Below are 26,131 nucleotides of genomic sequence, written 5' to 3'. Positions count from 1 at the left end.
ACACGGACCTCCGATCCATATGCCGACATCGAACGTTAGAACTACTCCTGCTTTGTCGCTTTTTGCACTATTCGATAGATGCGCAATGTGGGCTTGAGATCGAATGACGACGACGAGTGGAAAAAGCAGCCTGGAGGCGATCAATCGGGCGCCGGTAAGACAATCCGGTATGGCCGCTCTTGGTCTAGCTTCCCTTGGCGTTGTTTTCGGGGATATCGGAACGAGCCCTTTATACACCTTGAAAACCGTTGTCGCTCTCGCCGGCGGCAAACCCGATCCGGACGTCGTTCTCGGCTCACTGTCGCTCATCATCTGGACGCTCACAATCATTACGACCATCAAGTACGTGATGGTTGCGATGCAAATCGACAACGAAGGCGAAGGGGGGATCTTGGCGCTGATGTCGCTGATCGGCATCAAACGTCATAGACGGCCAATGATCATCGCTGCAGGCCTTTTCGGTGCGGCACTCATCTATGGCGACGGCGCCATCACTCCCGCAATCTCTGTCTTGTCGGCTGTTGAAGGTCTGGAGCGCGCGGCGCCGGCTGTCGCGCCTTATATCCTGCCGCTCACGATCGGCATCCTTGTCGCATTGTTTCTTATCCAGCCACTGGGGACTGCGCGAATTGGCCGTGCCTTTGGTCCAATCATGCTTCTTTGGTTCATTGTGATCGCGGTGCTCGGTATTATAGCGATGTTCCGCCATCCTTCCGTTATCGCCGCCATCAACCCAGTGTATGCGATCCATTTCCTGGCGATGAGCGGCGCCACCGGATTTTTGGTGCTTGGCGGAGTATTCCTATGCGTGACCGGCGCCGAGGCACTTTACGCTGACATGGGCCATTTCGGTGCCTCCCCCATTCGCCTCGCGTGGCTTGGGATCGTTTTTCCGAGCCTCTTCTTTTCCTATGCCGGACAGAGCGCCTATATTCTTGAGAACGGCGCGAGCGACGACAATATCTTTTTCCGGCTCTGCCCGGATTCGCTGCTTCTTCCGCTCGTCATTTTGGCGACGTTGGCAACAATCATCGCCAGCCAATCGATCATTTCCGGCGCGTTTTCGATGACGCGGCAAGCAATACGGCTCGGCTGGATGCCGCGCATGTTCGTTACACAAACGTCTGAAGAAGGGTACGGCCAGATCTATGTCGGTGTCGTCAACTGGCTTCTCATGTTCGTGACGATCGGTCTCGTGCTCGCATTTCGAAAATCGGACAATCTGGCGTCGGCGTACGGCATCGCTGTCTCTGCGACCATGCTTATGACCAGCGTCCTCCTGTTCATCGCCATGCGCGAAGTTCTGCAGTGGAGTCTGATCAAAGCAGCAATTGTGGCGGGCATCTTTTTGACCGTCGACTCCCTGTTTTTCGCCGCCAATCTCGTCAAGATCGCCGATGGCGGATACGTTCCGCTCATTCTTGCAGCGTCCGTTTATGCCATTATGTACATCTGGCACCTCGGGCAGACGGCCATACGCGATCGTCTGCGGGGGCGAGAAATTCCTCTGGCAACATTTCTTGCGGGCCTGCCCGCAGCGGGCGTGTCCCGCGTTCGAGGGTCTGCCGTATTCCTAACTCGCGTGAAAACGGAAACTCCGCCGGTCATCTCTTGGTATGTCGACCATTCCCATTCGTTGCAGGAACGGGTGGTGGCCCTTACGATCGAAACTCAACTCACGCCCTGGGTCGATGATGAGAACCGCGCCACACTCACCCTCGAAGGCCCGAATTTCTGGCGCGTGAACGCGAGCTATGGATTTCTCGAGCGGCCGAACGTGGTGAAACTGCTCGACGCTCTCACGAAGCGCGGATGCGGCGTGGACCTTACCGATGTGACATACTATGTCGCAGTCGAAACCGTTGTTTCGCGAGAGGATGGAGACGGCCTGCCGAAATGGCTCGTCGCCGTCTTCTCTCTCTTTCATCGTAACGCCATGCATCTCTCAGATGCGTTCAATTTCCCGCGTGACCGACTCGTCGAGATCGGTAGGCAGGTCGCCATCTAGGACGATCCAGCGTTCGCCGGATCTTGCGGTAGTGGCCGCTTCCGCAGAGAAAGCGATATCCACCTTTCGAATATATATCTCGTCCTTCGGCAGATACCGCAACATCTCGGCCACAATCCATCGATAACGCAGCTGCTGCAAACTCGAACCAAGGATAGCAAATGCGAATTATGACTTTGGTAGTCTGTGCGGCTACGATTGCTGGGATCGCTGGGGGTGCCGAAGCTCAGACGATGCGTTTCGATGACCGTGGCTTCAGCTTTAAATTTGGCGGGGATGATCGGCGCGGAGACGTCGAAGGCAAACGAGCAAGCTGCGAGCTCTATGCCCGAATCGCGTCGGTCCAGTCGGATGCAAACATCCGATACCGGTGCGGCTTCCGTGGGCCTCAGTGGACCACGGATATGGCACCCCACTTTCGCTGGTGCCGCTGGGCGCCGCGTTCCGATCTAGCTCGCGACCAGCTGTTCCGCTCTCAGCAGCTTCAGGATTGCTTTAATCGGCTCGGCGACTTCGACGACCGTCGTTAATAGCCGGCCCAAGAATTCGATACGGGACGACGTTTTACTCCTCGCTCGGCGCGATGTTCCTTCGCGCCGAGTTCTCCAAGAGGTCGCGCGGAAGTCACCCCGCGCGTACAGCCCATTTCACTTTTTGTAAACCCAGCCAAACCCTGTCTCTTTCTGATCGAACCGAAAGCGGTTTGAGGGCTAGGCAAAGGCTTCTAGAATTCCTCCCAACAGGGCTCTTTCCGAGCCGACGTGTTGCGCCTTACAAGCGCGAGTTTTTCGCCAGACCTCTTCACACAAAGAGAAAATCGACTTCATCGTCGCTGGCACAGCGTCTCAGGTCGGTGAGACGCAACAAAGCGCTGCTAGTCAGACGCAGCTTTCACTTCGCCAATCGATCTCGGGTGGATTGAGGTCAGATCGAAGGGCTTGTGTTGCTGAGCCTGCTGTGGCACTCGAACCGAGCCTGCCCAAAGATGCGGCATCGAACAACCATACCGCGTCTCCCCAATCAGAGAACAATCAAAAAGCGCGTCGCGCTCCCGCGATCGGCAGGCCGCGCCATTGCAAGGGAATCCTCATGCTCGATGAAAAGCTCGAACCAATCTATGCAGACGTTCTGCGGCGCAATCCGGAGGAGAGCGAATTTCATCAGGCAGTGCGTGAAGTGCTCGACAGCCTCGGTGCTGTCGTGGCCAAGCATCCCGAATATGCCGAGGGCGCGCTGATCGAGCGCCTCTGCGAGCCGGAGCGCCAGATCATTTTCCGCGTCCCCTGGGTCGATGACAAAAATCGTGTCCAAATCAACCGCGGATTCCGCGTTCAATTCAATTCAGCGCTTGGCCCTTATAAAGGTGGTCTGCGCTTCCATCCGAGCGTCATGCTCGGCACGATAAAGTTTCTCGGCTTCGAGCAAACATTCAAGAACGCGTTGACTGGTATGCCCATCGGCGGCGGCAAAGGCGGGTCTGATTTCGACCCCAAAGGCCGCTCCGACAACGAGATCATGCGTTTCTGCCAATCCTTCATGACGGAGCTTGCGCGCCACATCGGCGAGTATACGGACGTTCCGGCCGGAGATATTGGCGTTGGCCAGCGCGAGCTTGGTTACATGTTTGGCCAGTACAAGCGCATGACCAACCGCTACGAGTCAGGCGTCCTCACCGGCAAGGGTCTCGTCTGGGGCGGCTCGCGTGTCCGCACGGAAGCAACGGGTTATGGCGCCGTCTATTTCGTCGATTGCATGCTGCGCACACGCAATCAAAGTTTCGACGGCAAGCGGGTCATCGTATCGGGTTCCGGCAACGTCGCGGTCTACACGATGCAGAAGGCCGCCGCGCTTGGCGGCCGCGTGATCGCTTGCTCCGACTCGAACGGCTATGTCGTCGAAGAGAAGGGCATCGATCTCGACACATTGAAGGAGGTCAAGGAACGGCGGCGCGGCCGTGTGTCGGACTATGCGAAGCTCCGCGGCCCTGGAGCGGTCTACATTCCCAATGGCCGTATCTGGGATGTGCCGGCCGACATTGCCATGCCCTCCGCCACGCAGAACGAACTCACCGGTCAGGACGCCAGGACGCTGGTGAAGAATGGCATCATCGCAGTCGGCGAAGGCGCCAATATGCCCTGCACCCCCGAGGCGGTACGGGCATTCCTTGACGCCAATGTCCTGTTTGGGCCGGGAAAGGCCGCGAATGCGGGTGGCGTTGCTACCAGCGCGCTCGAAATGCAGCAGAACGCTTCGCGCGATTCATGGAGCTTCGAGACGACGGAAGCGCGCCTGAGAGAGATCATGTACGGCATCCACGACAGGTGCGAAAAAACCGCCGAAGAGTATGGTGCTCCAGGAAACTACGTCCTCGGTGCAAATATCGCCGGCTTCACGCGCGTCGCCGAAGCCGTGCGCGCGCTCGGTGTGATCTGACACAAGAGTGGCGACCGCATACGTCGGCCGCGAGCGTGTCAATTTCTGCACGAGTGGCGAGGAAACTCGCCACTCGGCCCCGCCTGTCCGGCGTCGCAATAGACATTGACGCGGGCATCGTGAACCCATTAGCCTTGAGGACGCGGTGCAAGCCGCATCCGGACCCGCGGGAAGGGCAGAGCCCACTTGCAGCGATAAGCTGTCATTATTCCAACCTTTGTGCAGCCGTATTGCGGGTCACCGGCGCTTCACGCACGGGGGTTAATATGAAGCCGCTGCCAAGCCGGCCCGATCTCGATCAATTGAAAAAGCAAGCGAAGGAACTGCTGGCCGATTATCGGCGCAGCACTCCCGAAGCCATCGATCGTTTCCGCGCATTCTTGCCCGCTGCCGCCGGTCTCGATCACGCAGCGATCATCCAACTGCGCTTGCGTTTACGTGACGCTCAGTCGTCCATGGCCCGCGAGTACGGATTTGACTCCTGGGCCGATCTTAAGGCCTTCGTGGAAGCGGTGCGGCTCAAGGCCGCAGATCCGCTCACTCTGGCGCAAGCATTCTGCAATCTGGCCTATGCAGGCGACGTCACGGGCAGCATGACCCGCGCACGCCCAAATGCAGCAGCGCGATTGCTGTCGGACCATCCGCACCTCGCCGGACAAAATCCCTGGATTGCATGCGCTTCCGGAGATGTCGCCGTGATCCGTCGTCAGATCGAAGCAGCACGGTCGTGGGTCAACCAATCCGGCGGCCTGCTCGATCTTCCACCTCTTGTCGCGGCGACCCATTCGAGCCTACTGCGCATTGCGGCCTACAAGGAGCGGCTTCACGAAACGGTCGATCTTCTGCTCCGTGCGGGCGCTGACCCCAATCAATCGGTAGGCAGCCGTTGGTCACCAGCGTCCCTCAACGCTCCGTCTCAGGAGTATAAGCTGTCGGCGCTCTACGGCGCAGCAGGACAGAATCACGATCCGGAATTGACCCGTCGTTTGCTCGCGGCAGGCGCCGATCCCAACGACAACGAATCTCTTTATCATTCGTTGGAAGCTCCAGCTTGCACACGACTTCTGCTCGAGGCGGGTGCCGTCGTCACCGGCACAAACGCGCTCTATCGTTGTCTTGATCTCGATGACGTCGATACCTTGCGGCTGCTGCTATCGTATGCCGCCGGCGACAAGGAACTGAGCGAAGGGCAACTGCTATTTTGGGCTATCAAGCGGCGAAGATCGCCTGAACACATCGAGGCCTTGCTGGCAGCCGGTGTCGACCCAATGGTGAAGACCCGTGACGGTGTCAGCGCCTACACGCAAGCTCTTCGATACGGCCTGCCGGATGTTGCAGACGTCTTGCGCAACGCGGGTGTGACAGAAGATGTCCACGATGAGGACCTGTTCGTCGCGGCGTGCGCGCGAGGTGACCGACTTGCCGCGCAACAGATCAAAGCGCGCCGGCCGGACTTGCCACTGGGCCTGAGCGAAATGCAATTGAGGCTCCTGCCGGAGCTCGCTGCCGCCGGTTGCGCTGAGGCGGTTCGCGCGATGGTCGAACTCGGCTGGCCGATTGGCATTCTCGGTGGCGACTGGAACGCCAGTGCCTTGAACCATGCAGTATTTCGCGGCGACAGTGCACTCGCCCGCTTCCTGCTTGAGCATGGTGCGTCATGGGGCGAGGAGCATGGCTTCGGGGATAATGTGTGCGGTACGTTGAGCTGGGCTTCTCTCAATCAGCCGGTTGATAGAGGTGACTGGGTTGCCTGCGCCGAAGCTCTCATCGCCCACGGGATGCCGGCGGCTTTACGGGATCCAGCTGATCCTCAGAGCGTCCTCGTCGCTGGCAAGCGCAGGCAGTTCTCCGACGAAGTCACCGAGTTTCTGCTCGGCCGGAGCGGAGATACATGAACTTGTCAAGCAACAACGCTCGAAGGAAGCGCCGCGCTCGGTGTGATCTGAACTAAGTGGTGAAAGCCACTCGCGGCGGCCGCGAGTTTTTCAATTGCTCAAGGAGTGGCGACGAGACTCGCCACTCCGCGCCGCGTTCCTTCATTCGATGACCAGATCATCATTTCGCATGTGCGGGTGCCTTGCGGCGCTCCGCTAGTTTGCTGAGGAGAACCTTGGCGGCAGGGCCCGAGGAATGCGGATTCTGTCCCGTTGTTAGCAAGCCGTCGGTCACGACGTGAGGCTCCCAGTTTGCCTTCTTCGAAAACACGGCACCCAACCTCAACATTTCATCTTCGACCAAGAAGGGCACGATTTTCGTGAGGCCGACGTTTTCCTCTTCGCCGTCGGTGAAACCGGTAACTTCCTTTCCCTCTACGAGAACTTTTCCGTCTGGCGTTTTGACGTGACGCAGAGCTCCAGTGGAATGACAGACGACGGCGAATGGCTTGCCCGCGGCAAGGAAGGATTCGATCAGGTCGATGGAGTGCTTGTCTTCGGCAAGATCCCACATTGGGCCATGACCGCCCGGATAGAAAACGGTGTCAAAGTCTTCTTGCCTGACGCTGTCGAGACGAAGGGTCTTGTCGAGCTGCGCCTCAGCCGCCGTATCCTTCTCGAACCGGAGCGTCAAATCAGTTCGGAATTCCGGTTCGTTGCTCTTGGGATCAAGTGGCGGCCTGCCGCCCTTCGGCGACGCGAGGGTAATCTCAGCTCCGGAGTCCTTGAACACGTAATAGGGAGCAGCAAGCTCTTCGAGCCAAAAGCCGGTCTTGCGACCGGTATTACCGAGAGTGTCATGCGAGGTTATCACCATCAGAACTTTCATCTGTCGCCTCCTTCTTGCTCGGTTAGCGCAATGAATAGATTCGCAACGGCTTCTGCCGCGTCGCTGCACATCCCAATCAATTCCAACTTGGAATTGACGGGAGCGCTTCAGTGGCAACGGCAATAGCGGCGATGCATAAGGATACGGTTACGGCTTTGACACGCATTTAATGCGATCGCCGCACAAACGCTCGAGCGTATCGCCATCACGTCTCGGCTTCATCAAAGCAGGCGGCGCACATTTGCGCGGAGGACCGGAAGCAGATCCGTATCGAACCAGGTATTGCGTTCAAGCCATTTGTTGTTGTGCCACGATGGATGCGGCAGTGGAATTCTGCGCGATGATGGTTCTGCGTCGTAAACATCGCGCCACTGCTGCACCGTCTGATTGACGCCCTCGCGCGCTGCCTTTGGGCCGAGATGCCATCGTTGGGCATAGCCGCCAATAAACAAGTACAGCTTCACATTCGGCAAGTGAGCGAACAATTTCGCTCGCCAGATCTCCGCGCACTCCCGGCGGGGCGGCAAGTCGCTGCCGTCGGGCTTCAGCCCCGGAAAGCAAAATCCCATACCGATGATCGCGATCTTGGAGGAATCGTAGAATGCAGTCTCATCAATCCCCAGCCACTGCCTTAACCTGACCCCTGATGGATCATCAAACGGACGGCCGGATTTATAGACGCGTGTTCCAGGAGCTTGGCCAACGACACAGATACGCGCCGTGTTCGAAACTTGGACGATGGGTCGCGGCTCATGGGGCAACGGCTTCCCATAGCGGGGATTGTCATGGCAGACCCGGCACGCGCGGATAGACTTCACCAAACCGTCGAGTGCATCGGCATTAGACGACGGCGTCTCGATTGAGGTGATCGTTGTCGTTGGCACGTGTTTGGATTCCTCGCGAACCCGCGTGTCAAGCTAGGCTCTGTTAATCTCCGAGACGACGAGCACGCGAACTTAGGCATGCCGTCCTCCGAGCAGGACGTCCTTCAGGACAACGGCATCATTGTGTTCCTCGTCGTGCGCACTGTAAACGAGGGTGACGGTATGCGTCTTGGCCAGCGCACGAATGTGCTTCAGGATATCGTCGTGTTGTTGAAGCTCGGCTCGGTAGCGGCGCTGAAATTCCGCCCAGCGTGCCGGATCGTGGCCAAACCATTTCCGCAGTTCGGTGCTCGGCGCAATATCTTTTTCCCACTCGTCAAGCGACGCCTCTTCTTTACTGACCCCGCGGGGCCAAAGCCGATCAACGAGTATCCGAACGCCGTCAGAAGGCGCCGGCGGTTCGTAGGCGCGTTTCAATCGCAGATGGGAGGCAGGGAAAGGTGCCGTCATGAGACGCTCCCTTGAAACTGATTGCGCGGCAACAACGCAGCGCCGCACTTTGGGGATTATAAAAAATCAGCAAACAAGAAAATCGGAGCGTGGCTGCCCTTCGCATCCCGTCCGTATGCACCATAAGTTATTAAGTGCCCGCTTAGAGTCAATGATCGCAGGCGACATTTCGGCCAGAACCGGCGCGTAGGCCACTGCCTTAAGCCCGATAACTCTCTTCGGTAACTGCGACGACCCTCGTCTGCTTAACTGCGTATCCCAAAGTTACGGTTACCAACGATATCGCAGGCTCCGAGAACGGTGCGGCCCTGATCGAGATAGCAAGAGTTGGATGGGCAGACGTCGTCCTGCGTATTGAAAACGCTGCTTAGGAATTGTTTGTTCGATTTTGCGCTCTCGATAGGCCGCGGCGCCGTCTCTTCGTTCAGAGCCGATAAGCACGAGGTGGAGGCCCGACGCTCCAAGGACTAAGCAGTTGGAAACGGGCATTCGGGAGTAGGTCCTGGCCGGCCGTCGCGCAATTCTTGCGATGCAGCAACCTCTTGGAACCACCGTTATGCGTCTGCGCTACTCGGCCGCTCAAAGATCACAGCGAAGTAATTGGGGAATGACACGATCTTAGCCTAAAGTATGGCACAAGAAAATTCGCGTCCGTTCCGGGAGACTACAATCGTGGCTGAGAAAGCCCAGGCTCGCGCAAGCCGGCCTATATCCCAAACCGCAACGCCAGATCTTGTCCTCAAGCCTTTCGCGCAAGAAGAAACCTTCAAGGCGAAAGCCTATAAGGCGCTCAAGAGCGCAATCATCGAGATGGACATTTACAGCTCGCCAGAGCAAGCCTGGATCGACGAGCGTCACTTGTCCGAAAAACTCGGCGTGAGCCGAACGCCGGTGCGCGAAGCCATACTTATGCTCGAGCAGCAAGGCTTCGTTAAATCGGTACCGCGTCGCGGGATTATGGTCGTCAAGAAGACCAAGCACGAAGTCGTCGAGATGATTCAAGTCTGGGCCGCACTCGAGGGCATGGCCGCGCGCCTCATCACGCAGCGCGCAAGCGACCAGGAAATCGGACGGCTTCGGCTACTTTTCAAAGAGTTCGACGCAAGCCACAAGCCAGAGGATTTTCTGTGTGAATATTCGACAGCGAATATCCGCTTTCACCAAACGATGATTGAACTGACGGGCTCTCCCCTCCTCGCTGAGATGACGGAGAACCTGGTGCTGCACGTGCGGGGGATAAGGCAGATTACGATTGGCCGGGACCATCGCGCCGCGCGGTCGATTGAAGATCACCTCGGCATCATCGAAGCTTTGGAAAGACGTGAGACGGAACTCGCCGAAAAATTGGCGCGCGACCACACGCTGGGCCTTGCAGCTTACGTCGCAGAGCACAGCGAAGGCATTTTTTGATTTGGCGTGAGCAGAGCGGTGTCTCTGCGGCCTTCAACTCTTCCCGGCTTCTCGTGCGCGGCGGAGCGCGGCCGCAAGAGCCGACTCTCCCTCCTGGCTCTTAGAACTCGACGCCTGGACGTTTGAACGCCGAATATCGGCACCCCTTTCGCGCACAGGCGGATGGCTTTCAACCGCTCCGGATTTCATTGTGAGCGCGATGCGCTTGCGATCGACGTCGACGTCCTTCACGCGGACCTTCACCACGTCTCCCGCCTTCACGATGTCGCGTGGATCCTTCACGAATTTATCTGCAAGCTCGGATACGTGCACCAATCCATCTTGATGCACACCAACATCGACGAAGGCGCCGAATGCCGTCACGTTCGTCACGACACCTTCGAGCATCATGCCGGGGCGCAAATCCGCGATTTTCTCGACGCCCTCCTTAAATTCGGCCGTCTTGAACTCGGGACGCGGATCGCGACCGGGCTTTTCAAGCTCGGCCAGAATGTCGATCACGGTTGGTGTGCCGAAGCGTTCATCAGCGAATTGCTTTGGGTTGAGGGATTTCAGGAATGCGCTGTCGCCGATCATCGCCTTGACGGGCCGCTTCATCTCTGTGGCGATGCGTTCGACGACATCGTAAGCTTCGGGATGTACAGCCGATGCATCGAGCGGGTTCGGCCCATTCGCGATCCGCAGGAAGCCCGCTGCCTGCTCGTAGGCCTTCGGACCCAGGCGAGCGACCTTTTTGATTTCCGTGCGCTTCTTGAAGGCGCCGTTCTCATCCCGGTGCAGAACGATATTGGCCGCTATCGTGGCGTTCAATCCGGCAACGCGGGCAAGGAGTGGCGCAGAGGCCATGTTGACATCAACGCCGACCGAGTTGACGCAGTCCTCTACGACGGCATCGAGCGAGCGCGCAAGCTCAGTCTGGTTGACGTCGTGCTGGTATTGGCCGACGCCGATGGCTTTCGGTTCGATCTTCACGAGCTCTGCGAGCGGATCCTGCAGACGACGCGCAATAGATACCGCGCCACGCAAGGAGACGTCCAGATTCGGAAATTCCCGCGCGCCGATCTCGGATGCGGAATAGACCGATGCGCCCGCCTCGGAGACGATCACCTTCGTCAGCTTCAGATCCGGCATTTTCTTCATCAGATCGGCGGCTAGCTTATCGGTTTCACGACTGGCTGTTCCGTTGCCGATGGCGATAATGTCGACCTTATGCTTCATGCACAGCGCGGCCAATGCGGCGAGCGCGCCATTCCAATCGTTACGCGGTTCGTGCGGATAGACGGTGGCCGTATCGAGAACCTTGCCGGTCTGATCGACAACGGCGACCTTCACGCCGGTACGTATGCCGGGATCGAGGCCCATCGTTACGCGCGAACCCGCAGGCGCTGCGAGAAGCAGATCCTTGAGGTTGGACTTGAAGACGCCGATGGCTGCGGTGTCAGACTCCTCCTTCACCCGCGTCAGCAGATCGGCGGCAAGAGATGTGTGGAGCTTCGTCTTCCAGGCAAGTTTGACGGTATCGATCAGCCACTTATCCGCGGCGCGGCCACGCTCGGCGATGTTGAAAGCGGCCATGATCTTCGACTCGGCAGGGTGCGGCCGGTTCGGCTCCAATTCGACATCAAGATCAAGGTCGAGAAAGCCCTCGTTCCGCCCTCGCAAGAGCGCCAACGCACGGTGCGACGGTATTTGGCGGATTGCCTGGCGAAAATCGAAATAGTCGGAAAACTTTGCGCCTTCGGCATCTTTGCCCTTTAGCACTTTCGAAATGAGGAGGCCTGTCGCCCACAGCCACTGGCGCAAATCACCGACGAGCTTCGCATCTTCGCCGATGCGCTCGATCAGTATGGAACGCGCGCCTTCAAGCGCGGCCTTGGCGTCGCTCACGCCCTTCTCGGTAGAGACATATTTTTCTGCCTCTTTCGCCGGATCCAGCGATGGATTGCCGATGAGCGCATCGGCCAGCGGCTCGAGGCCGGCCTCACGCGCGATCTGGGCTTTCGTTCGACGCTTGGGCTTGAAGGGTGCGTAGAGATCCTCGAGCTCGACCTTGGTGTCCGCAGTGGAAATCGCGCGCTGCAATTCCGGCGTCAGCTTGCCTTGCTCGTTGATGCTCTTCAGCACCGATGCGCGCCGGTCTTCGAGTTCGGTCAGGTAGCCAAGGCGCTCTTCGAGCTTGCGGAGCTGGGTGTCATCGAGTCCGCCGGTCTTTTCTTTGCGGTAGCGCGCGATGAAGGGGACGGTCGCGCCTTCTTTGATCAGGTCTACGGCCGCGCTGACTTGAGCGGTCTGAACGCTAAGTTCCTTGGCAATGCGGGTGTTGATCGAGTCCAAATGCTATTCCTCTGAGAGGCCGTTCCGTTCGCCTCATTTCAAATCAACCCTGACGGATTTTTTTGCTGATGGTCAAGTCAGCCGTGCGGTCGCAATAAGCGCGCCACGACGCTCCAGTTCAGACCGGGCGAAAATGTCTCTTTCGGCTGCGTCGATCAGCCAATTCTCTCGCATGCCGCCGACAATTCCCGGCAAAGCGCGTTCAAACCAAGCCGGGCAGTCTCGTCGCCGCCCAAATGATGACGACGACCGCAAGAATGCCGAGCCAGATGTTCTCCCGGCGCACAAATGCAGCGATAGCAAGCGCGACGCAGGCGATAATCGCTATGACATCGATCGCCTTTACGTAGTCCATCAGGAAGTTCATTTGGGTTTCTGACGCATGTTAGATGTGAAGTTCTACTTTCTCGGCATCACAGCGCTCACGTCACGATGAGGGTTAGCCCCACCGCGAATTGATCACCGCTATCGTCCTCGAATGAAAAAGTTCTCCTGCTTCGGCAGCCGTTCGGCATCGGCAAAAGGTATGTTGAGGTTTGTCGCAAGGACATCGATCGGATTTGTGCTGATCCATGCAGACAGATCATTGGACTGGTAGTGACCGTTGTTGAATCCGACGAGCACTTTCAGCAGGTCATGTCCAGTGTTCTTGATGTAATGGCCCGTTCCCATCGGCACGTAACCCACATCGCCTTTTTGATATTCGTTCATGACGACGTCGCCTTCGGCAAGGAAAACCGCCATTTCCGCCGATCCCTCGAGATAATACTGCCATTCGTCGGCGGCGGGATGCCAGTGGAGTTCGCGCATGCTTCCCGGTTCGATTTCGAGGACCGATCCTGCCATTGTGGTACTTATAGGAAACTCGTCGACGCTGACGGTACGCTGCGTGCCGCCGCCGGGCGTTCGCCTCGGCTGCTGTGCCATGAGCGGATAGCGATGTGTGGTCAGCAGGGCCGGATCGTGACGCGGGGCGGAGTATGGCGAGAGATCATTCGGGATCGGGCCAGGTCCCGCGAAATAGACCTCACCCTTCGGCATCTTGGCAATGAACTCCGGACTAACTCCTAGGCTTTGCGCGGCCACATCAACCGGCGTACGGGAAAGCCAATCGGTTATGCTGAACGTGTGGTCCTCGGAAAAGTATCCGTTGTCGAAGATGAGAATGAAGTGGCTTTCGCCGGGGCCGAGGCATTGTATCGAATGGCCGAACCCTCTTGGAAAGAACCAGACGTCACCCGGGTTGAAGGTATCGATGTACGATGAGCCATCGGGGTGCAGGCAGGTGGTGCGGACGCTGCCGGTAACGACATAGCCCCACTCTCCCGCGTTGGCGTGCCAGTGCAATTCACGCATGCCTCCCGGCGCGAGACGCATCGAGACGCCGGCGATGCCCTGACTTATCGGAAATTGCTTCGCAGAAGCTTCGCGGGTCGATCCGCCAGGCTTGACGTGACTGGGCGGCTCCTTTTCCAACTGAAAGCGATATGTATTTTTTGCATTTTTCATAATTCGTCCTCCGCGGGAGGGAAACACTTCCGGCTTGATGTGTGCTTCCGCTTCGACAGAAAGTGGATGACTATGAAGATGACATCGATATCCGCGCGGTGCCCGCGTAGCGATATCTAAAGATGGTATGGCTTAATGAATTCCGCGTTTTGCCAGTACATTTGCCATCATCGGTACAATGATCGCCGACAATCAACGCCTAGAATAACCCGGCTTCGGGAGACCGATCGTACGCCCTAACTCGACTCTTCAATGCTTTGAAGGGCGAGTAGCCGGCGAATATAATCTTCGACGGCTTGAGGCTCATAAGGTTTGGCCAAATAGGGACCTTCTTCGCAAAGTTTGCCAGCGGCTACCGCAGCGCCCTTTGGAGATGCGGCCATGACAATCTTGGTCTCTGGCCGATTTTTTCGCGACCACTGGCAAAGGGAAAATGCGTCGAGCGCGCCCGCGACGTCCGCATCACTGAACAGAATGTCGATCGTTGTCGCACTTTGCTGCAGAACGAGAATCGCTTCATCGCTGCTTGCAGCTTCGATGACGCGGTAACCGCAATCGCGAAGATACGCAGCGATCGCTAGGCGAACAAGCACGGTGTCTTCGACGATGAGGACCGTCGCCGGGCCCGGATTTTTTGTATCTGATCCAGTCACCAAGCCTTAACGACTTGGCGAACTCCCCTGTTCCGCCTGTGGCAGCAACTGGCGCACGCGACGCAAAAGGTCGCCAATGCGGATGGGCTTTGTGAAGCCACCGTCGAATTCGGCGAACGTTTCCGAATAATATTCGGCGGAGACGAGAATAATTTTGATTTCTGGGAACTTTCCGCGCACCCAACGCGCGAGATCGATGCCATCGATACTGCCGGGCATTCGAATATCCGTTAGCACGAGACCGATGCTCTCGACGCTTGTCAGCAACGTCATTGCTTCGTGGCCATCCGCCGCCTCGATCACCGTATATCCAGCGTCGCGCAGCTCTTCGGCGAGGTGCAGCCGAATGAGAACCTCATCCTCCACAACGAGTATGGAGCGCGGTACCAGGACTTCGCCTTTTCCTGCAGGCGCCGGTTCGATTGGAGGTCTCCTTTTTTGCCCGCGGACACGTAAATGGCGTCAGGCTGTTTCAGTTCCCGCGTGCGGGTATCTCTTAAGACGATATAGCGGTCCGGAAATTCGACGGTCGGGATAAGGTAGACAGCAAATCCAGCTGCATTCCGGCTCAAGCGAGACTATGGTATGCTTTACTATCTACGCAAGCCCTGCCAGTACCCCGATTGCTTGCAGAAATCGAGTAATCGTCCATGTCGCTTTCCGATAGTGCCAAAGCTCGTCAGTTCGATCGCGGCCAACAGTTCGAACTCCTGGTTCAGACTCTCAGTGACTATGCCATCTATATGATCGATCCGGATGGCTTCATCGCCACCTGGAATGCCGGTGCGCGGCGGATCCAAGGCTATGACGCGCACGAAGTCATCGGACAACACTTCTCGCGCTTCTTTTCCGAGGATGATCAGCAGCGGGAGCTACCTCAGAAGATACTTTCGATTGCACGCGGCGTCGGGCGATACGAGACCGAAGGTTGGCTCGTTCGCAAAGATGGAAAGAAGATTTGGGCTCTCTCTGTCATCGAAGCGATCCGGGATGAGAAGGGTACGCTTCTTGGGTTCGGCAAGGTCACACGCGACATCACGGACCAGCATGAAGGGCACCAAGCGCTCATCGAGAGCGAACGGCGCTTTCGCCTACTCGTCGATAGCGTCGTCGACTATGCCATCTACATGCTCGATCCAAGTGGTGTGATCACCAATTGGAATGCAGGTGCGGCGCGTATCAAAGGTTTCAGCGCCGATGAGGTCGTAGGCAGCCATTTCAGCAGGTTCTACACAAAGGAAGACCGTTCGCGCGGTCTGCCGGCGATAGCGCTCGAAACGGCCCGTCGCGAAGGCAAGTTCGAAACCGAGGGTTGGCGCCTGCGCAAGGACGGCGGCCGCTTCTGGGCGTCGGTCGTCATCGAACCCATTCGCAACGAAACCGGCGATCTCATCGGATTTGCCAAAATTACACGGGACATCACGGAACGCCGAAGCGCGCAAGAAGCCCTGCGCGAAAGCGAGCGGCAGTTTCGCATGCTCGTCTCCGCCGTTATCGATTATGCCCTCTTCATGCTTGATCCGAATGGGGTCGTCGTCAGCTGGAATGCGGGCGCCGAAAAGATAAAGGGCTATCGAGCCGAAGAGATCATCGGCAGCCACTTCTCGCGATTTTACAGCGAGGAAGACCGCCTCACCGGCATGCCGGCGCGGGCGCTCTTCACAGCTGGCAACGAAGGCCGCTTCGAGGGCGAGGGCTGGCGCATTCGCAAGGACGGCACTCGATTCTGGGCGAACGTGGTTCTCGATGCGATCCGTGACGAAAGCGGACATCTCGTTGGCTTTGCCAAGATCACGCGCGACATCAGCGAACGGCGCGATGCGCAGATTGCGCTCGAGCGCGCGCAACAGCAGCTTGCGCACGCGCAAAAAATGGAGGCCTTGGGTCAGCTGACTGGCGGCATCGCGCACGATTTCAACAATCTGCTGACGATCGTTGGCGGGCACGCACGCATTCTTAAATCCCAGGTAATGAGCCCGCGCGGAACCAAGGCCATTGAAAGTATCGACGCAACCGTCCAGCGCGGTGCTTCATTGACACGGCAGCTCCTCGGGTTCTCGCGCATGCAGCGACTGGAGCCGCAACCGATTTCGCTCGAGGAGCGCCTCCCGGGCCTGCAATCCATGCTCGCGACTTCGCTGCCGAGCAATACGCATCTCATCAACGCCGTGCTGCCGGGCACGTGGATGATCATGTCCGACGCGAACGAACTCGAACTCGCACTCATGAACCTCATTCTGAATGCGCGCGATGCGCTACAATCGGGCGGCACCATCACCATAACCGCCGACAACGTCACGCTATCGCGCGACGAGAGTGGAGAAGGACTGGAAGGAGAATTCGTGGCGCTCAGCATTTCCGACACGGGCGCCGGAATTCCCAAGGACGTCATCGACAAGGTCTTCGATCCGTTCTTTACGACCAAGGCCACCGGCAAGGGGACGGGCCTCGGTCTTTCGCAGGTTTACGGCTTCGCGCACCAATCCGGCGGCATGGTCTCGATCGACAGCGAAATTGGGAAGGGAACGAGCGTTACCATCGTGCTGCCGCGGGCGCTTCCTCAAGGCCAGACGGCAACGGGCGCAAAGGATCAACCCGCCGAACGCAAGCATGCACGGGTTCTGATCATCGAGGACAACCCCGACGTAACCGAGGTCACGGCCGCACTTGTCACGCAGCTCGGCTATACGATCCGGCTGGCGAGTAATACGGACGCAGCGCAGCGCATTCTCGAACAGGAAGCATTCGATCTGGTCTTCAGCGATATCATGATGCCTGGCAAATTGGATGGATTGGAGTTTGCCAAATACATCCGGCGCACATGGCCGACGCTTCCCGTGCTGCTCGCGAGCGGCTCCAACAAGCGGGTTGAAGAGGCACAAAACCACTTCACCACGCTGCAAAAGCCGTATCAGATCGCTGAACTCGACCGCGCCATGCAAAAGCTATTGCACGCGCGCAGCGAAAGCTTAAGCGATCAAAATCTGGTGGATCTGCAAGACGCCAAGAGGCTCCGCGCGGTGAAGACGGACAAAGACAAATGACCCCGGATCGAGCAAGCGAGAGCTGAACAGTTGGCGCGCATTCTGATCGTCGAAGACGAGGCTCTGATCGCAGAGCTGCTGGCTATGTACATCGAAGAGATGGGGTATCAATCAATCGGGCCCGCGGCGACGGTCGCGCAGGCTCTCGCGCTCGTGGATGGCGAACGCCCAACGTGTGCCATCCTCGATTGCTTGCTTGGACATGAAGACAGCGCACCGGTTGCAAAGGCCCTTGCGAACGCAGGAATTCCCTTCGCATTCGCCACTGGGCGCGGCCCGGGTTCCTTGCCGGACGGCTTCAAGCAACGTCCTATGATCAACAAGCCCTACATTTTTGAAGACGTGCAACGTGTGTTGACGTCCATCATTTCATAGCGGGAATGAGAGCGTGGCGCGCGTTCCTTGCGCGACTGTCGCAAACTTCAGCTCGCCACCGAGGTTCAACGCCATCGAGGCGATAACCTTCGATCCGAGACCGGTCCCTCCTGCCGACGCCTGCGCCTCCAGGCCGACGCCATCGTCTTCGACGGCGAGGAGGCCTCGCCCGTTTTCCGTCGTGAGGCTGATGCGGATCTCGCCCTCGCGACCTTCGGGATATGCATATTTGTAGGCATTCGTAACAAGCTCGGTCGTAATGATCCCGAGCGAAACGGCTTTGTCGGTTGGAAGAAGCACTTTCATACAATCGAGCCGGATGGGATGGTTTCGCCCCTCGTCCGTCATCGCTGCTTTCAGATCTTCGACGAGCCCGTCCAGGTAGTCGCATACGTCGACGCTGCGCACATCAGGAGACGTATAAAGGCGGCGATGGACGCTTGCTATGGCGATGATCCTCGCCTGCACGCGAGCGAGAAGATCCCGTGCCGACGTATCGCGGATCGAATTGCGCTGAAGTCCGACGAGACCCGCCACAATCGCAAGCGAATTGGCGACGCGATGGTTCACCTCCTTGAGCAACAGTTCGGCCCGATCGCGCGCGAGGCGCACCTCGTTGTCGGCCGCTTCCTTCTCGCGGCGAAGCTTTTCCTGATCCAGCGCCGTTGCGATGGCCTTCGCGAGCAGCTCGCGGAAATGGCCCTGAACGTCCTTCCAGACGTAGTCCACGGCGCCGGACTTGAGGGCGGTGACAGCGATGTGACTGTCTTCCGATCCCGTCACGTAGACAACCGGCGGAGGGTTGGAGAGCGCGCGAATGCTTCTCAGAATTTCGAGACCCGTGTGTCCGGGCATGTGATGGTCCAGCGCGACAATGTCGAAGCGCGTGTGCGTGAGAAGCGCCAAGCCTTCCGTGCCCGACGGTGCGGTAACCACTTCGAAGCCACGCGCCTCGAGAGTCTTTTGAATGAGCCGCGAGATGCCGGCATCATCGTCAATGTACAGGACTTTCGAACGTGACATCGTCACTTGGTTTCCGGAACCTGTATCACCGAGAAGAACATCCCGAGCTGGCGAATGGCGTTGGAGAAGTTGTCGTAGTCAACGGGCTTCGTAATGTAGACATTCGCTCCAAGGTCATAGCAGCGCTTGATTTCGCGCTCGTCATCGGTCGTCGTCAGAACGACCACGGGAATTCGGCGGGTATGTTCGTTCGCCTTGATCTTCTCTAGGATGCCGACGCCCGTCATGTCCGGCAAATTGAGGTCCAACAACACCAAGAGATGCCGTTTGGCACTGACTTCGCCGCTGCCGTCAGCTCCGAAGAGATAGGCCAGAGCATCCGTCCCGGTGGCAAACGGTAGAATTTCGTTGTTGACTCCGGCGCGGCGAATATTCCGCTCGATGAGCCGAGCATGTCCGGCGTCATCTTCGATCATTACGATCCGTACTGCATTTCCACTCACGCTATCAGTCCCTTCGGATAATCAATTTGGTTGGCAGGGTTACGCGAAACGCGGTCCCGCGGCCCAATTCCGATGTCATCGTTATTTCCCCGCCGAGCCTTCTGACGAGAGCTCGGACGTGTGCCAGACCGATGCCCTCTCCCTGCTGATCCTGGGGACCGGCCCGGCGGAAAAGGTCGAAGACCCTTTCCTGATCCTCGGCGGAAATTCCACGTCCATTGTCTTCGACGACAATGTCGATCATCCCCCAACGGCTGGAGACCTGGCGGACCGTCACTACGGGCGGCCGGTCCTTGGCACGGTACTTCAGCGCATTATCCACGAGGTTCCCAAAGATTTGCTCAAGAGCAAGCCTGTCGCCCTCAATAATGGCCAGGGGCTTCACGATGCGAATTTCTCCGCCGGCAGAGGAAACTCGGTGCTGGACAAGATCGGCAATGGAATCGAAAAAATCACCGAGGTCTATGCGTTCCGGCGAAAGCACTCGCTGCCCTTCACGGGATAGCTTCAATATAGCTTTTATGAGGCCATCCATCTTCTGGGTCGAGGTGCGAATGAACCCGATGGACTCCGGCAGATCGCTCTCGATGGCAGCTTTTGTAGCTTCAGCATTCGCGAGCGCGTTGAACCCGGGATCGCCCGTCAACGCCTGCAGCGTTTCGAGACTCGACTCCAACTCGCTCGTGTAGCCCATTACGTTAACGAGGGGCGCCCGCAGGTCGTGACTGACGATGTAGGCGAACCGCTGGATCTCTTCGTTGGCGCGTTGCAGGTCCGTTGTCCGTTCCTTAACGCGACTTTCAAGGCCGGTGTTGAGGTCCCCGAGTTCATTGCGGGCTGCAACCAGCTGTCGGGTGTACCTAACGATCGTTGCGATGGCGCCCAGAGCCGTCAGAAGAATGAAGGCGCCCGCCAAAAGCGAGAACTGACGGGCCGCGGCGGCGTCGACACGCTGCTCTTCGACGCCTTCGCTCAAATTTCTATCGACCTCCTCAAGGACCTTTCCAATCGAAACGCGGATCTGGTCCATCAGGTTCTTGCCGCGGTCCGTCTTGACGATATCGAGGGCTTCGGACGTTCTTCCCGCTTTGAACGCCAGGATGGTCTCCGCCAACTCGGAGAGCTTTTGAGCGATCTCCGTTTCGATATGCTCGATTTGTGAATTGTCCTGCGGCCTCTCAGCGAACGCCGCACGAACCTCTGCAAGCCGCTTTCCTAAATCTGCAACGGCGGTCTCGTAAGGTTGGAGATAGCGAGGCTCACCCGTCAGCAGATAGCCTCGTTGGCCTGTTTCCGCATCCTGCACTGTTGATAGAAGCCGCACGAGCGCCGTGCGCTGGAAGCGGGCCTTCAAAACGCTTTCCGTGGTGGACTGAGTTCTCTGAACGAGCCAGAACGAGGTGATCATTAAAAGCACGAGAGCCACGAGAGCGGCCACGCCAAACGTATACGTCGTACGAAGAAGTCTTTGCGGATCGGGGGGCATTTCGCTCTTAGGCGATCATTCAAGGGACGGCCTTATTACCAAGCGCCTCTCCCGATGACCAGCCATCACTGCGTCCCGCCACGGATAATATTAAATAGATCATGCAGTAAGATACGCCGACTGCTCATCCTGCGCTTACAGTCTTTCACAAGACCGGCTTGCACTTGAGCGTCCTTCTCACGCTGACCCCGCCTCGGGAACTGGCGCTGACGAGAGCGATTACATAGTCATGAGCGATCATATTCGGGATGACGCCCAGAAGGCGTTTTTGTTCGTTAATTCCGCCCGCACGTTGAGCGCCGTGACGTTCGACCGCGACGGCCGAAATCTGCCGCACCCCCGAGTTTGCCAATGGAACTTTGCTCAGGAATTCCAACTCGGCGTTCAGGAAGTCACGCCGTTCGGAATAGACCCTGAACCCATTCTCCGCGGCATGGCCGCAAACGGGTATTTTGTCTGGCCAGTCGAGAACATGCAGCCATTTGGAACATCGCAGTGAGCTTGAGTAAGTTGAGTAACCGGCGCATCGAAAGCGATCCATCGGGATCAATCGCGCGACGCGAGCCGCAGCGAGACTGGGTCGAGATCTTCACCGATCGAATAACGGAGCGCCTGAAGGAGATCCTGCAAGAAGACATGGATTGGATCACCTCGCGGCCGATCCTCGAGCGTCTTAACCGACTGTACGACATCGAACTGGCGCGCGACACCGATGTTGAAACTCCGGACATCATTAGTCGTTCTGTCCAAAGACAAAAATCCAGCAAATGACCGCAGCGGTAATCGTCTGTAGTGCGAGGATGATTTCAAGCGGCAAAAGGTTTGCGTTCATTTCGTCCGTCCTCCCGTTCCTGAGAAAAACGGCAGCATGCCTGCGCCAGTTCCGACTTTGGACAAAGGCCGTTGTGGATAAGCGTTCGCCACAACATTCAACCGGCCGCTGCGCGACAGCAACGGCGTGCGAAGATGATTTCTCCGCACGCCTTGTATTGACCTTAGATCAGCTCGTGAACGCTGAATTGCTCGTTGGCATCGGTCAGCACACGACTGGTTTTCCAGCTGGCCTTTTCGGCGAGCGCACGAAACTCCGATACCGTGTACTTATAGGAGTTTTCGGTGTGGATGCTTTCGCCATTGGCGAAATGAAAGCGCCGCCCGCACACCATGACATCCTGCGCGCGATCGCTGACGAGGTGCATTTCGATACGGCCGGAGCGGGGATTGTAGATCGCCCTATGATGAAAGGCGGTCAAATCAAACGTGCCGGCGAGTTCGCGATTGATGCGAACCAGAAGATTCAGATTGAAGGCGGCGGTGATACCGGCCGCATCATTATAGGCTCGAACGAGAACGCGCGCGTCTTTTTTTAGATCAACGCCGATGATTAACCGGCCGCGTTCTCCCAAGACTTTTCTGAACTTTGCAAGCAAAGCGGCAGCGTCACCCGGCGCAAGGTTGCCGATTGTCGAGCCCGGGAAAAAGCCCGTTCTGCGAGAGCCAGAAAATTCATGCGGAAGTTTCGTCAGACTTGAGAAGTCCGCGACGAGCGGCCTGATCTCGAGTGCGGGATATCTCTCTTCCAGGCGGAAAACTGCCTCAGCCAACGCCGCCTCAGAAACGTCTATGGGAACGTAGACAACACGATCGGCGATACGGTCGAGCAGGATTTCCGTCTTCCGGCTTGAGCCCGATCCGAATTCCACGAGAACATCGCCGCTTGAAAAGCCCTTCACGATCTCCGCAGCACGTGCATTGAGGATTCCGATCTCGGTTCGCGTCGGGTAATACTCCGGAAGCTGCGTGATTTCCTCAAACAAGCAGCTACCGCGCGCGTCGTAGAAGAAGCGGCACGGCAGTATTTTTTTTGCGCGCGACAATCCTTCAATGACGCTCAGCGAAAAATCGCCGGCCACTGCCGTTACGCTTGCCGGTAATCTTTCGAGCGTTGGAACGTGACGCATTACTCGGCCTCCGCCGCGAGGCGCAAGCCGAGGAACTGCCAGCGCTGGTGGGGATAAAAGAAATTCCGGTAAGTCGCGCGGGAATGTCCGGAGGGCGTGACGCACGAGGAGCCGCGCAGCACGTGTTGCCCGACCATGAATTTCCCGTTGTATTCGCCGATTGCGCCAGCGGGCGGGCGGTAGCCCGGATAGGGAAGATATGCGCTCGCAGTCCACTGCCAGACCTGCCCAAAAAGCTGTTTCGGACTTTTGGGAGCGGTCGTTTCGCATCGCTGCGGCCGCAGCACGCCTGACGATTCCTCCGCTTCGGCGCCATGAGAGAGCGCCGACACTTCCCATTCGAATTCGGTCGGCAAACGCTTTCCCGCCCATCGGGCGAACGCATCGGCTTCATAGTAGGAGATATGCGCAACCGGTTCGGCAGGGGCGACGGGAAGCAGGCCTTGAAGCGACATCTGCGACCAGCCGCCGTCTGACTTCTCCCAATACAGCGGAGATTCCCAGCCCTCGCGATTGACGGTCGACCAGCCGTCCGCGAGCCAGAGCGCCGGCGTGCTGTAACCACCATCCTCCATGAAGGCGAGCCATTCCGCGTTCGTGGCGAGCCTATTCGCAAGCTTGAACGGCTGAACGAGAGCATCATGCGCTGGCCGCTCGTTGTCCCAACAATAGCCTTCGACCGTATGGCCTATTCCAACAATGCCGCCCGGATATTCCGTCCACGTCAGCGGCTCAGGCTCTGTTAGATTGATGGCGAACGGCTTTGCATGATAGGCGGGGCGCAACGGATTTGCCGCAAAGAGTGCGAGGATATCCGTCAACAACAACTCTTGATGCTGCTGTTCGTGATTAATTCCGATTTCAATCAGCCGTTCAATTTCGCCATTTTTACTCTCGTCGCTCGAAAGGAGCCGCCGAAGGGCCTCGTCGACGTAGGTCCGGTAGGCGAAAACGCGCTCCGACGCCGGCCGCGTCAACAGACCTCGCTTCGGGCGCGGATGCCGCGGCCCCAGGCTTTCGTAATAGGAGTTGAAGCAGTAGTTGAAGGCCTCGTCGAAAACCCGATAGCCAGCAAGATGCGGCCTTAGAACGAAGTTTTCGAAGAACCAGGTTACGTGCGCGAGGTGCCACTTAGTAGGACTGGCATCATCGGAGGCTTGCACGACCATGTCTTCGGCTGAGAGCGGCTCTGCCAAAACCAGAGAATACCGCCGTGTCTCGAACAGGCGGGAAGCAAGCGCATCACGGCTGTTTGAAAGCGCCTCTTCTCCAAACTGCGAGGGAGAGGCGACATTTTCGCTTGGGGGCGCCGTGTCGGCCGCAGGATGTTCCAAACGCACTCTCTGGATTTTTCGCCCGCGCAGCCGCGCAGATCACCGGGACCAAACCGCCAAACGCTATACCATCCGGTATGGTTCCCTGGCCAGCTGCCATAGCGAATGGAATAGCGGCTTCACGCCTTTGCGTGGCCCTTACTCTGATGTTTCGCTTCGGCTTTTTCGTGCTTTTCGCCGTATTTCATACCCTCGAGCTTGATGCCGTCAGGATCCAGAAAGAAAACTGCATAGTAATCGTCATAATATTCACCGGCTGGATCTACGATCTCTATGCTGTGCTTTTTCAAATAGTCTTGCAGATCATCAACGTCCTTTCGGTTGCGCAGCTGGAATGCATAATGGTGAAGACCGACATCGCCGGTGCGGTGTTTGTGCTTCCGTCCGCATCTGCCAGACTAATCCAATACCTGGTCTTACCGTTGGTCCAACCGATCGAGTCCTCGTACTCGTCCAACACCTCGAAACCCAGAAAATCGAAAAGACCTCCGTAGAAGGCCTTCGATTTCGGAAAATCGCTCACGCGGACCGCTATATGGTCGATCCCGACGACACGCGACATCGTTCGGTCTCCGATTGAACCTCAGACTTGCCGTGAAAACCCGCCGCCGCTCGTGACGTTCCTTCGTCCAATTCATCCGTCGCCGTACCATGCGCGGTCTTGCACCGATAAATCGCGTCCAGTTCACGCGCCATATGATCAAAGGTGCGTTGCGGACGAATATTGCGCCGGAGCCTCTGGAGTTCGCGGGGAGAAGCGAGCAGGCGTTTGATCAGGGCTGCCAAATCCTTCGCGTCTCCTGGCGAGAACAGCAGCCCGTCAACATTGTCCCGAATGCGTTCCGCTATGCCGCCGAGACGGCTGCCGATGACCGGAAGTCCGGCGGCCATGGCCTCGTACACTGCGAGGGGTCCTGTCTCGAGCCATACCGACGGTACCAGGCACGCATCGAACGCGACGAGTTCGTGGAGTATTGCTTCGGCATCGACGACCCGTGGCGGGAGCAGCCGCTTGTCGCCAGCGAATGGCCGCAGGAGCCGCGCTCCGTAATCGGAATTCCAGCCCGAGCCCAACAGCGAAATAGTCAGCGGAGCGCGCGGGTCAATTCTCTTCAGCGCGCCGAGGATCGTTTCGATGCCTTTGATGTCGCTACAGCGGCCCGCAAACACTAGCCGCAGCGGCCGGGCCTCGTTGAATTCCTCAGGCGAGCCGGCATCGAAGGCTACGGGATTTTGCGAAATGCCCATCTCGACGAACGCGATCTTCTCGGCAGGCACTCCATTGCCGCGAAGAACGTCGGCGATCCATCGGGATTGGATGTGAAATACGTCGATCAGTTCGATTGCCGCTTGAAACGACTTGATGAAGGTCCTGGTCATCGAACGCGATGAGAAAATGCGGCCGATAAGACCCTCGCGGCTTTGGCTGCCATCCGCTACTTCGACTCGCGCGAGCAGCTCAGCCAATCCCACCGGCATTCTGCGATTGGCGAGCCGGCAACGGGTGCAGCGGGTGACTTCGAGACGGCCGTCGCATGGCGATACGCCATTTTCGAGCAGTCCGGTTTGCGGACATGAAATGCCGCCCGTGTGATAGGTGACGATTGTCCGCGCGCCGGCAGCCTTCGCGGCTTCGAGGTGCAGCAGTCCCGCGGTCAGACCGAGCGTGTGAAAGTGCGCGACGGCCGGCTTCAGCTCCTCGAAAAGTTCACGAACGCCGGGGGCCGCATCCGGACGGCGGGCGTAATAGGCCCTTCTGTTCGTCCCGAGCACCGGCGGCAACACGCGAACCTCAAAATCGCCATGTGCCGAAGCCGCTATGGCGCGATCAACGTCTTCCGGATTTTTATTGAGGATGACGACCGGCCGCCAACCAAGACCGGTCTGGCGCCTTGCCAAGGCGCGCACGAATGTGTTGGAGCCGCCGCCGCCCGTAATGCTCGAGGCTCCAGCCAAGTGGATGCAGACCGGACGTTCAGCTCGCAACGGCCGCTGCTCCACGTCAATCAGATTCATGAAGC

Annotated in this window: 24 protein-coding genes; 8 read left to right on the top strand and 16 right to left on the bottom strand. The window is 57.9% G+C overall.

Going from position 1 to position 26,131, the window contains the following annotated elements:
• Nucleotides 1-103 precede the first annotated feature (103 nt).
• The 3 genes from AB4Z24_RS17770 to AB4Z24_RS17760 all read left to right on the top strand — a co-directional run bounded on the left by AB4Z24_RS17770 (nucleotide 104) and on the right by AB4Z24_RS17760 (nucleotide 6,336).
• The gene (locus AB4Z24_RS17770) at nucleotides 104-2,008 is read left to right on the top strand and encodes a potassium transporter Kup (protein WP_441710380.1); all 1,905 of its coding nucleotides are present in this window, start codon (nucleotides 104-106) and stop codon (nucleotides 2,006-2,008) included.
• A 1,089-nt stretch (nucleotides 2,009-3,097) separates the two neighbouring features.
• The gene (gdhA, locus tag AB4Z24_RS17765; protein WP_441710379.1) at nucleotides 3,098-4,441 is read left to right on the top strand and encodes an NADP-specific glutamate dehydrogenase; all 1,344 of its coding nucleotides are present in this window, start codon (nucleotides 3,098-3,100) and stop codon (nucleotides 4,439-4,441) included.
• A 266-nt stretch (nucleotides 4,442-4,707) separates the two neighbouring features.
• Nucleotides 4,708-6,336, top strand: coding sequence for a hypothetical protein (locus AB4Z24_RS17760; protein ID WP_441710378.1), 1,629 nt, complete (start codon nucleotides 4,708-4,710; stop codon nucleotides 6,334-6,336).
• A 160-nt stretch (nucleotides 6,337-6,496) separates the two neighbouring features.
• Here AB4Z24_RS17760 and AB4Z24_RS17755 read toward each other — a convergent pair whose 3' ends face one another.
• The 3 genes from AB4Z24_RS17755 to AB4Z24_RS17745 form a co-directional block, all read right to left on the bottom strand.
• The gene (locus AB4Z24_RS17755) at nucleotides 6,497-7,204 is read right to left on the bottom strand and encodes a type 1 glutamine amidotransferase domain-containing protein (protein ID WP_441710377.1); all 708 of its coding nucleotides are present in this window, start codon (nucleotides 7,202-7,204) and stop codon (nucleotides 6,497-6,499) included.
• Between the two features lie 221 nt (nucleotides 7,205-7,425).
• Complete coding sequence (locus AB4Z24_RS17750; RefSeq protein ID WP_441710376.1) at nucleotides 7,426-8,088, bottom strand: uracil-DNA glycosylase family protein; 663 nt, start codon at nucleotides 8,086-8,088, stop codon at nucleotides 7,426-7,428.
• Nucleotides 8,089-8,160: 72 nt separating this feature from the next.
• Complete coding sequence (locus AB4Z24_RS17745; protein ID WP_441710375.1) at nucleotides 8,161-8,538, bottom strand: DUF488 domain-containing protein; 378 nt, start codon at nucleotides 8,536-8,538, stop codon at nucleotides 8,161-8,163.
• A 672-nt stretch (nucleotides 8,539-9,210) separates the two neighbouring features.
• Here AB4Z24_RS17745 and AB4Z24_RS17740 point away from each other — a divergent pair.
• Nucleotides 9,211-9,948 carry a GntR family transcriptional regulator gene (locus AB4Z24_RS17740; RefSeq protein ID WP_441710374.1) on the top strand — a complete coding sequence of 246 codons (738 nt, stop codon included), beginning with the start codon at nucleotides 9,211-9,213 and terminating at the stop codon, nucleotides 9,946-9,948.
• Nucleotides 9,949-9,981: 33 nt separating this feature from the next.
• Here the strand turns inward: AB4Z24_RS17740 and AB4Z24_RS17735 are convergent, their stop codons facing one another.
• The 5 genes from AB4Z24_RS17735 to AB4Z24_RS17715 form a co-directional block, all read right to left on the bottom strand.
• Nucleotides 9,982-12,282, bottom strand: coding sequence for a Tex family protein (locus AB4Z24_RS17735; protein WP_441710373.1), 2,301 nt, complete (start codon nucleotides 12,280-12,282; stop codon nucleotides 9,982-9,984).
• Nucleotides 12,283-12,484: 202 nt separating this feature from the next.
• Nucleotides 12,485-12,649: a hypothetical protein gene (locus tag AB4Z24_RS17730; protein ID WP_441710372.1), complete on the bottom strand. Its 165-nt coding sequence runs from the start codon at nucleotides 12,647-12,649 to the stop codon at nucleotides 12,485-12,487.
• 98 nt (nucleotides 12,650-12,747) lie between these two features.
• On the bottom strand, nucleotides 12,748-13,791 hold the full coding sequence (locus AB4Z24_RS17725) for a cupin domain-containing protein (RefSeq protein WP_441710371.1): 1,044 nt from the start codon (nucleotides 13,789-13,791) through the stop codon (nucleotides 12,748-12,750).
• A gap of 236 nt (nucleotides 13,792-14,027) precedes the next feature.
• Nucleotides 14,028-14,444 (bottom strand): response regulator, encoded by a 417-nt coding sequence (locus tag AB4Z24_RS17720; RefSeq protein WP_441710370.1) that lies wholly within the window; start codon nucleotides 14,442-14,444, stop codon nucleotides 14,028-14,030.
• Between the two features lie 6 nt (nucleotides 14,445-14,450).
• The gene (locus AB4Z24_RS17715; protein ID WP_441710369.1) at nucleotides 14,451-14,810 is read right to left on the bottom strand and encodes a response regulator; all 360 of its coding nucleotides are present in this window, start codon (nucleotides 14,808-14,810) and stop codon (nucleotides 14,451-14,453) included.
• A 284-nt stretch (nucleotides 14,811-15,094) separates the two neighbouring features.
• Between AB4Z24_RS17715 and AB4Z24_RS17710 the strand changes: the two genes are divergently transcribed.
• Both AB4Z24_RS17710 and AB4Z24_RS17705 read left to right on the top strand, forming a co-directional pair.
• Nucleotides 15,095-17,488: a PAS domain S-box protein gene (locus AB4Z24_RS17710; protein ID WP_441710368.1), complete on the top strand. Its 2,394-nt coding sequence runs from the start codon at nucleotides 15,095-15,097 to the stop codon at nucleotides 17,486-17,488.
• Between the two features lie 30 nt (nucleotides 17,489-17,518).
• Nucleotides 17,519-17,863, top strand: coding sequence for a response regulator (locus tag AB4Z24_RS17705; RefSeq protein ID WP_441710367.1), 345 nt, complete (start codon nucleotides 17,519-17,521; stop codon nucleotides 17,861-17,863).
• On the opposite strand, the gene AB4Z24_RS17700 is transcribed toward AB4Z24_RS17705, so the two are convergent.
• The 3 genes from AB4Z24_RS17700 to AB4Z24_RS17690 are packed head-to-tail and all read right to left on the bottom strand — an operon-like array spanning nucleotide 17,858 to nucleotide 20,815.
• Nucleotides 17,858-18,886 carry a response regulator gene (locus tag AB4Z24_RS17700; protein ID WP_441710366.1) on the bottom strand — a complete coding sequence of 343 codons (1,029 nt, stop codon included), beginning with the start codon at nucleotides 18,884-18,886 and terminating at the stop codon, nucleotides 17,858-17,860. The two genes, AB4Z24_RS17705 and AB4Z24_RS17700, sit on opposite strands and share 6 nt — an antisense overlap.
• Nucleotides 18,887-18,888: 2 nt before the next feature.
• Nucleotides 18,889-19,302 (bottom strand): response regulator, encoded by a 414-nt coding sequence (locus AB4Z24_RS17695; RefSeq protein WP_441710365.1) that lies wholly within the window; start codon nucleotides 19,300-19,302, stop codon nucleotides 18,889-18,891.
• A 31-nt stretch (nucleotides 19,303-19,333) separates the two neighbouring features.
• The gene (locus AB4Z24_RS17690) at nucleotides 19,334-20,815 is read right to left on the bottom strand and encodes a sensor histidine kinase (protein ID WP_441710364.1); all 1,482 of its coding nucleotides are present in this window, start codon (nucleotides 20,813-20,815) and stop codon (nucleotides 19,334-19,336) included.
• 229 nt (nucleotides 20,816-21,044) lie between these two features.
• Here AB4Z24_RS17690 and AB4Z24_RS17685 point away from each other — a divergent pair, with 229 nt between their 5' ends.
• Nucleotides 21,045-21,314: a hypothetical protein gene (locus AB4Z24_RS17685; RefSeq protein ID WP_441710363.1), complete on the top strand. Its 270-nt coding sequence runs from the start codon at nucleotides 21,045-21,047 to the stop codon at nucleotides 21,312-21,314.
• Nucleotides 21,311-21,586, top strand: a complete 276-nt coding sequence (locus AB4Z24_RS17680) for a hypothetical protein (protein ID WP_441710362.1) — start codon at nucleotides 21,311-21,313, stop codon at nucleotides 21,584-21,586. The genes AB4Z24_RS17685 and AB4Z24_RS17680 overlap by 4 nt, the downstream gene beginning before the upstream one ends.
• A 224-nt stretch (nucleotides 21,587-21,810) precedes the next feature.
• Here the strand turns inward: AB4Z24_RS17680 and egtD are convergent, their stop codons facing one another.
• The 5 genes from egtD to AB4Z24_RS17655 form a co-directional block, all read right to left on the bottom strand.
• The gene (gene egtD, locus AB4Z24_RS17675; RefSeq protein WP_441710361.1) at nucleotides 21,811-22,776 is read right to left on the bottom strand and encodes an L-histidine N(alpha)-methyltransferase; all 966 of its coding nucleotides are present in this window, start codon (nucleotides 22,774-22,776) and stop codon (nucleotides 21,811-21,813) included.
• Nucleotides 22,776-24,110 (bottom strand): ergothioneine biosynthesis protein EgtB, encoded by a 1,335-nt coding sequence (gene egtB, locus AB4Z24_RS17670; protein WP_441710360.1) that lies wholly within the window; start codon nucleotides 24,108-24,110, stop codon nucleotides 22,776-22,778. Before egtB ends, egtD begins: the two co-directional genes overlap by 1 nt.
• A 119-nt stretch (nucleotides 24,111-24,229) precedes the next feature.
• Complete coding sequence (locus AB4Z24_RS17665; protein WP_441710454.1) at nucleotides 24,230-24,412, bottom strand: VOC family protein; 183 nt, start codon at nucleotides 24,410-24,412, stop codon at nucleotides 24,230-24,232.
• Nucleotides 24,397-24,672, bottom strand: a complete 276-nt coding sequence (locus AB4Z24_RS17660) for a VOC family protein (protein WP_441710359.1) — start codon at nucleotides 24,670-24,672, stop codon at nucleotides 24,397-24,399. Before AB4Z24_RS17660 ends, AB4Z24_RS17665 begins: the two co-directional genes overlap by 16 nt.
• A complete protein-coding gene (locus AB4Z24_RS17655) occupies nucleotides 24,642-26,096 on the bottom strand; it encodes a glycosyltransferase (protein ID WP_441710358.1) in 1,455 nt (484 codons plus the stop codon). Before AB4Z24_RS17655 ends, AB4Z24_RS17660 begins: the two co-directional genes overlap by 31 nt.
• Nucleotides 26,097-26,131: the final 35 nt, after the last annotated feature.

It is taken from the genome of Hyphomicrobium sp. 2TAF46 (assembly GCF_052114865.1).
Classification (GTDB): domain Bacteria; phylum Pseudomonadota; class Alphaproteobacteria; order Rhizobiales; family Hyphomicrobiaceae; genus Hyphomicrobium_B.
The sequence above is the reverse complement of the archived record's forward strand: the minus strand, read 5'-3'. Positions and strand labels throughout refer to the sequence as shown.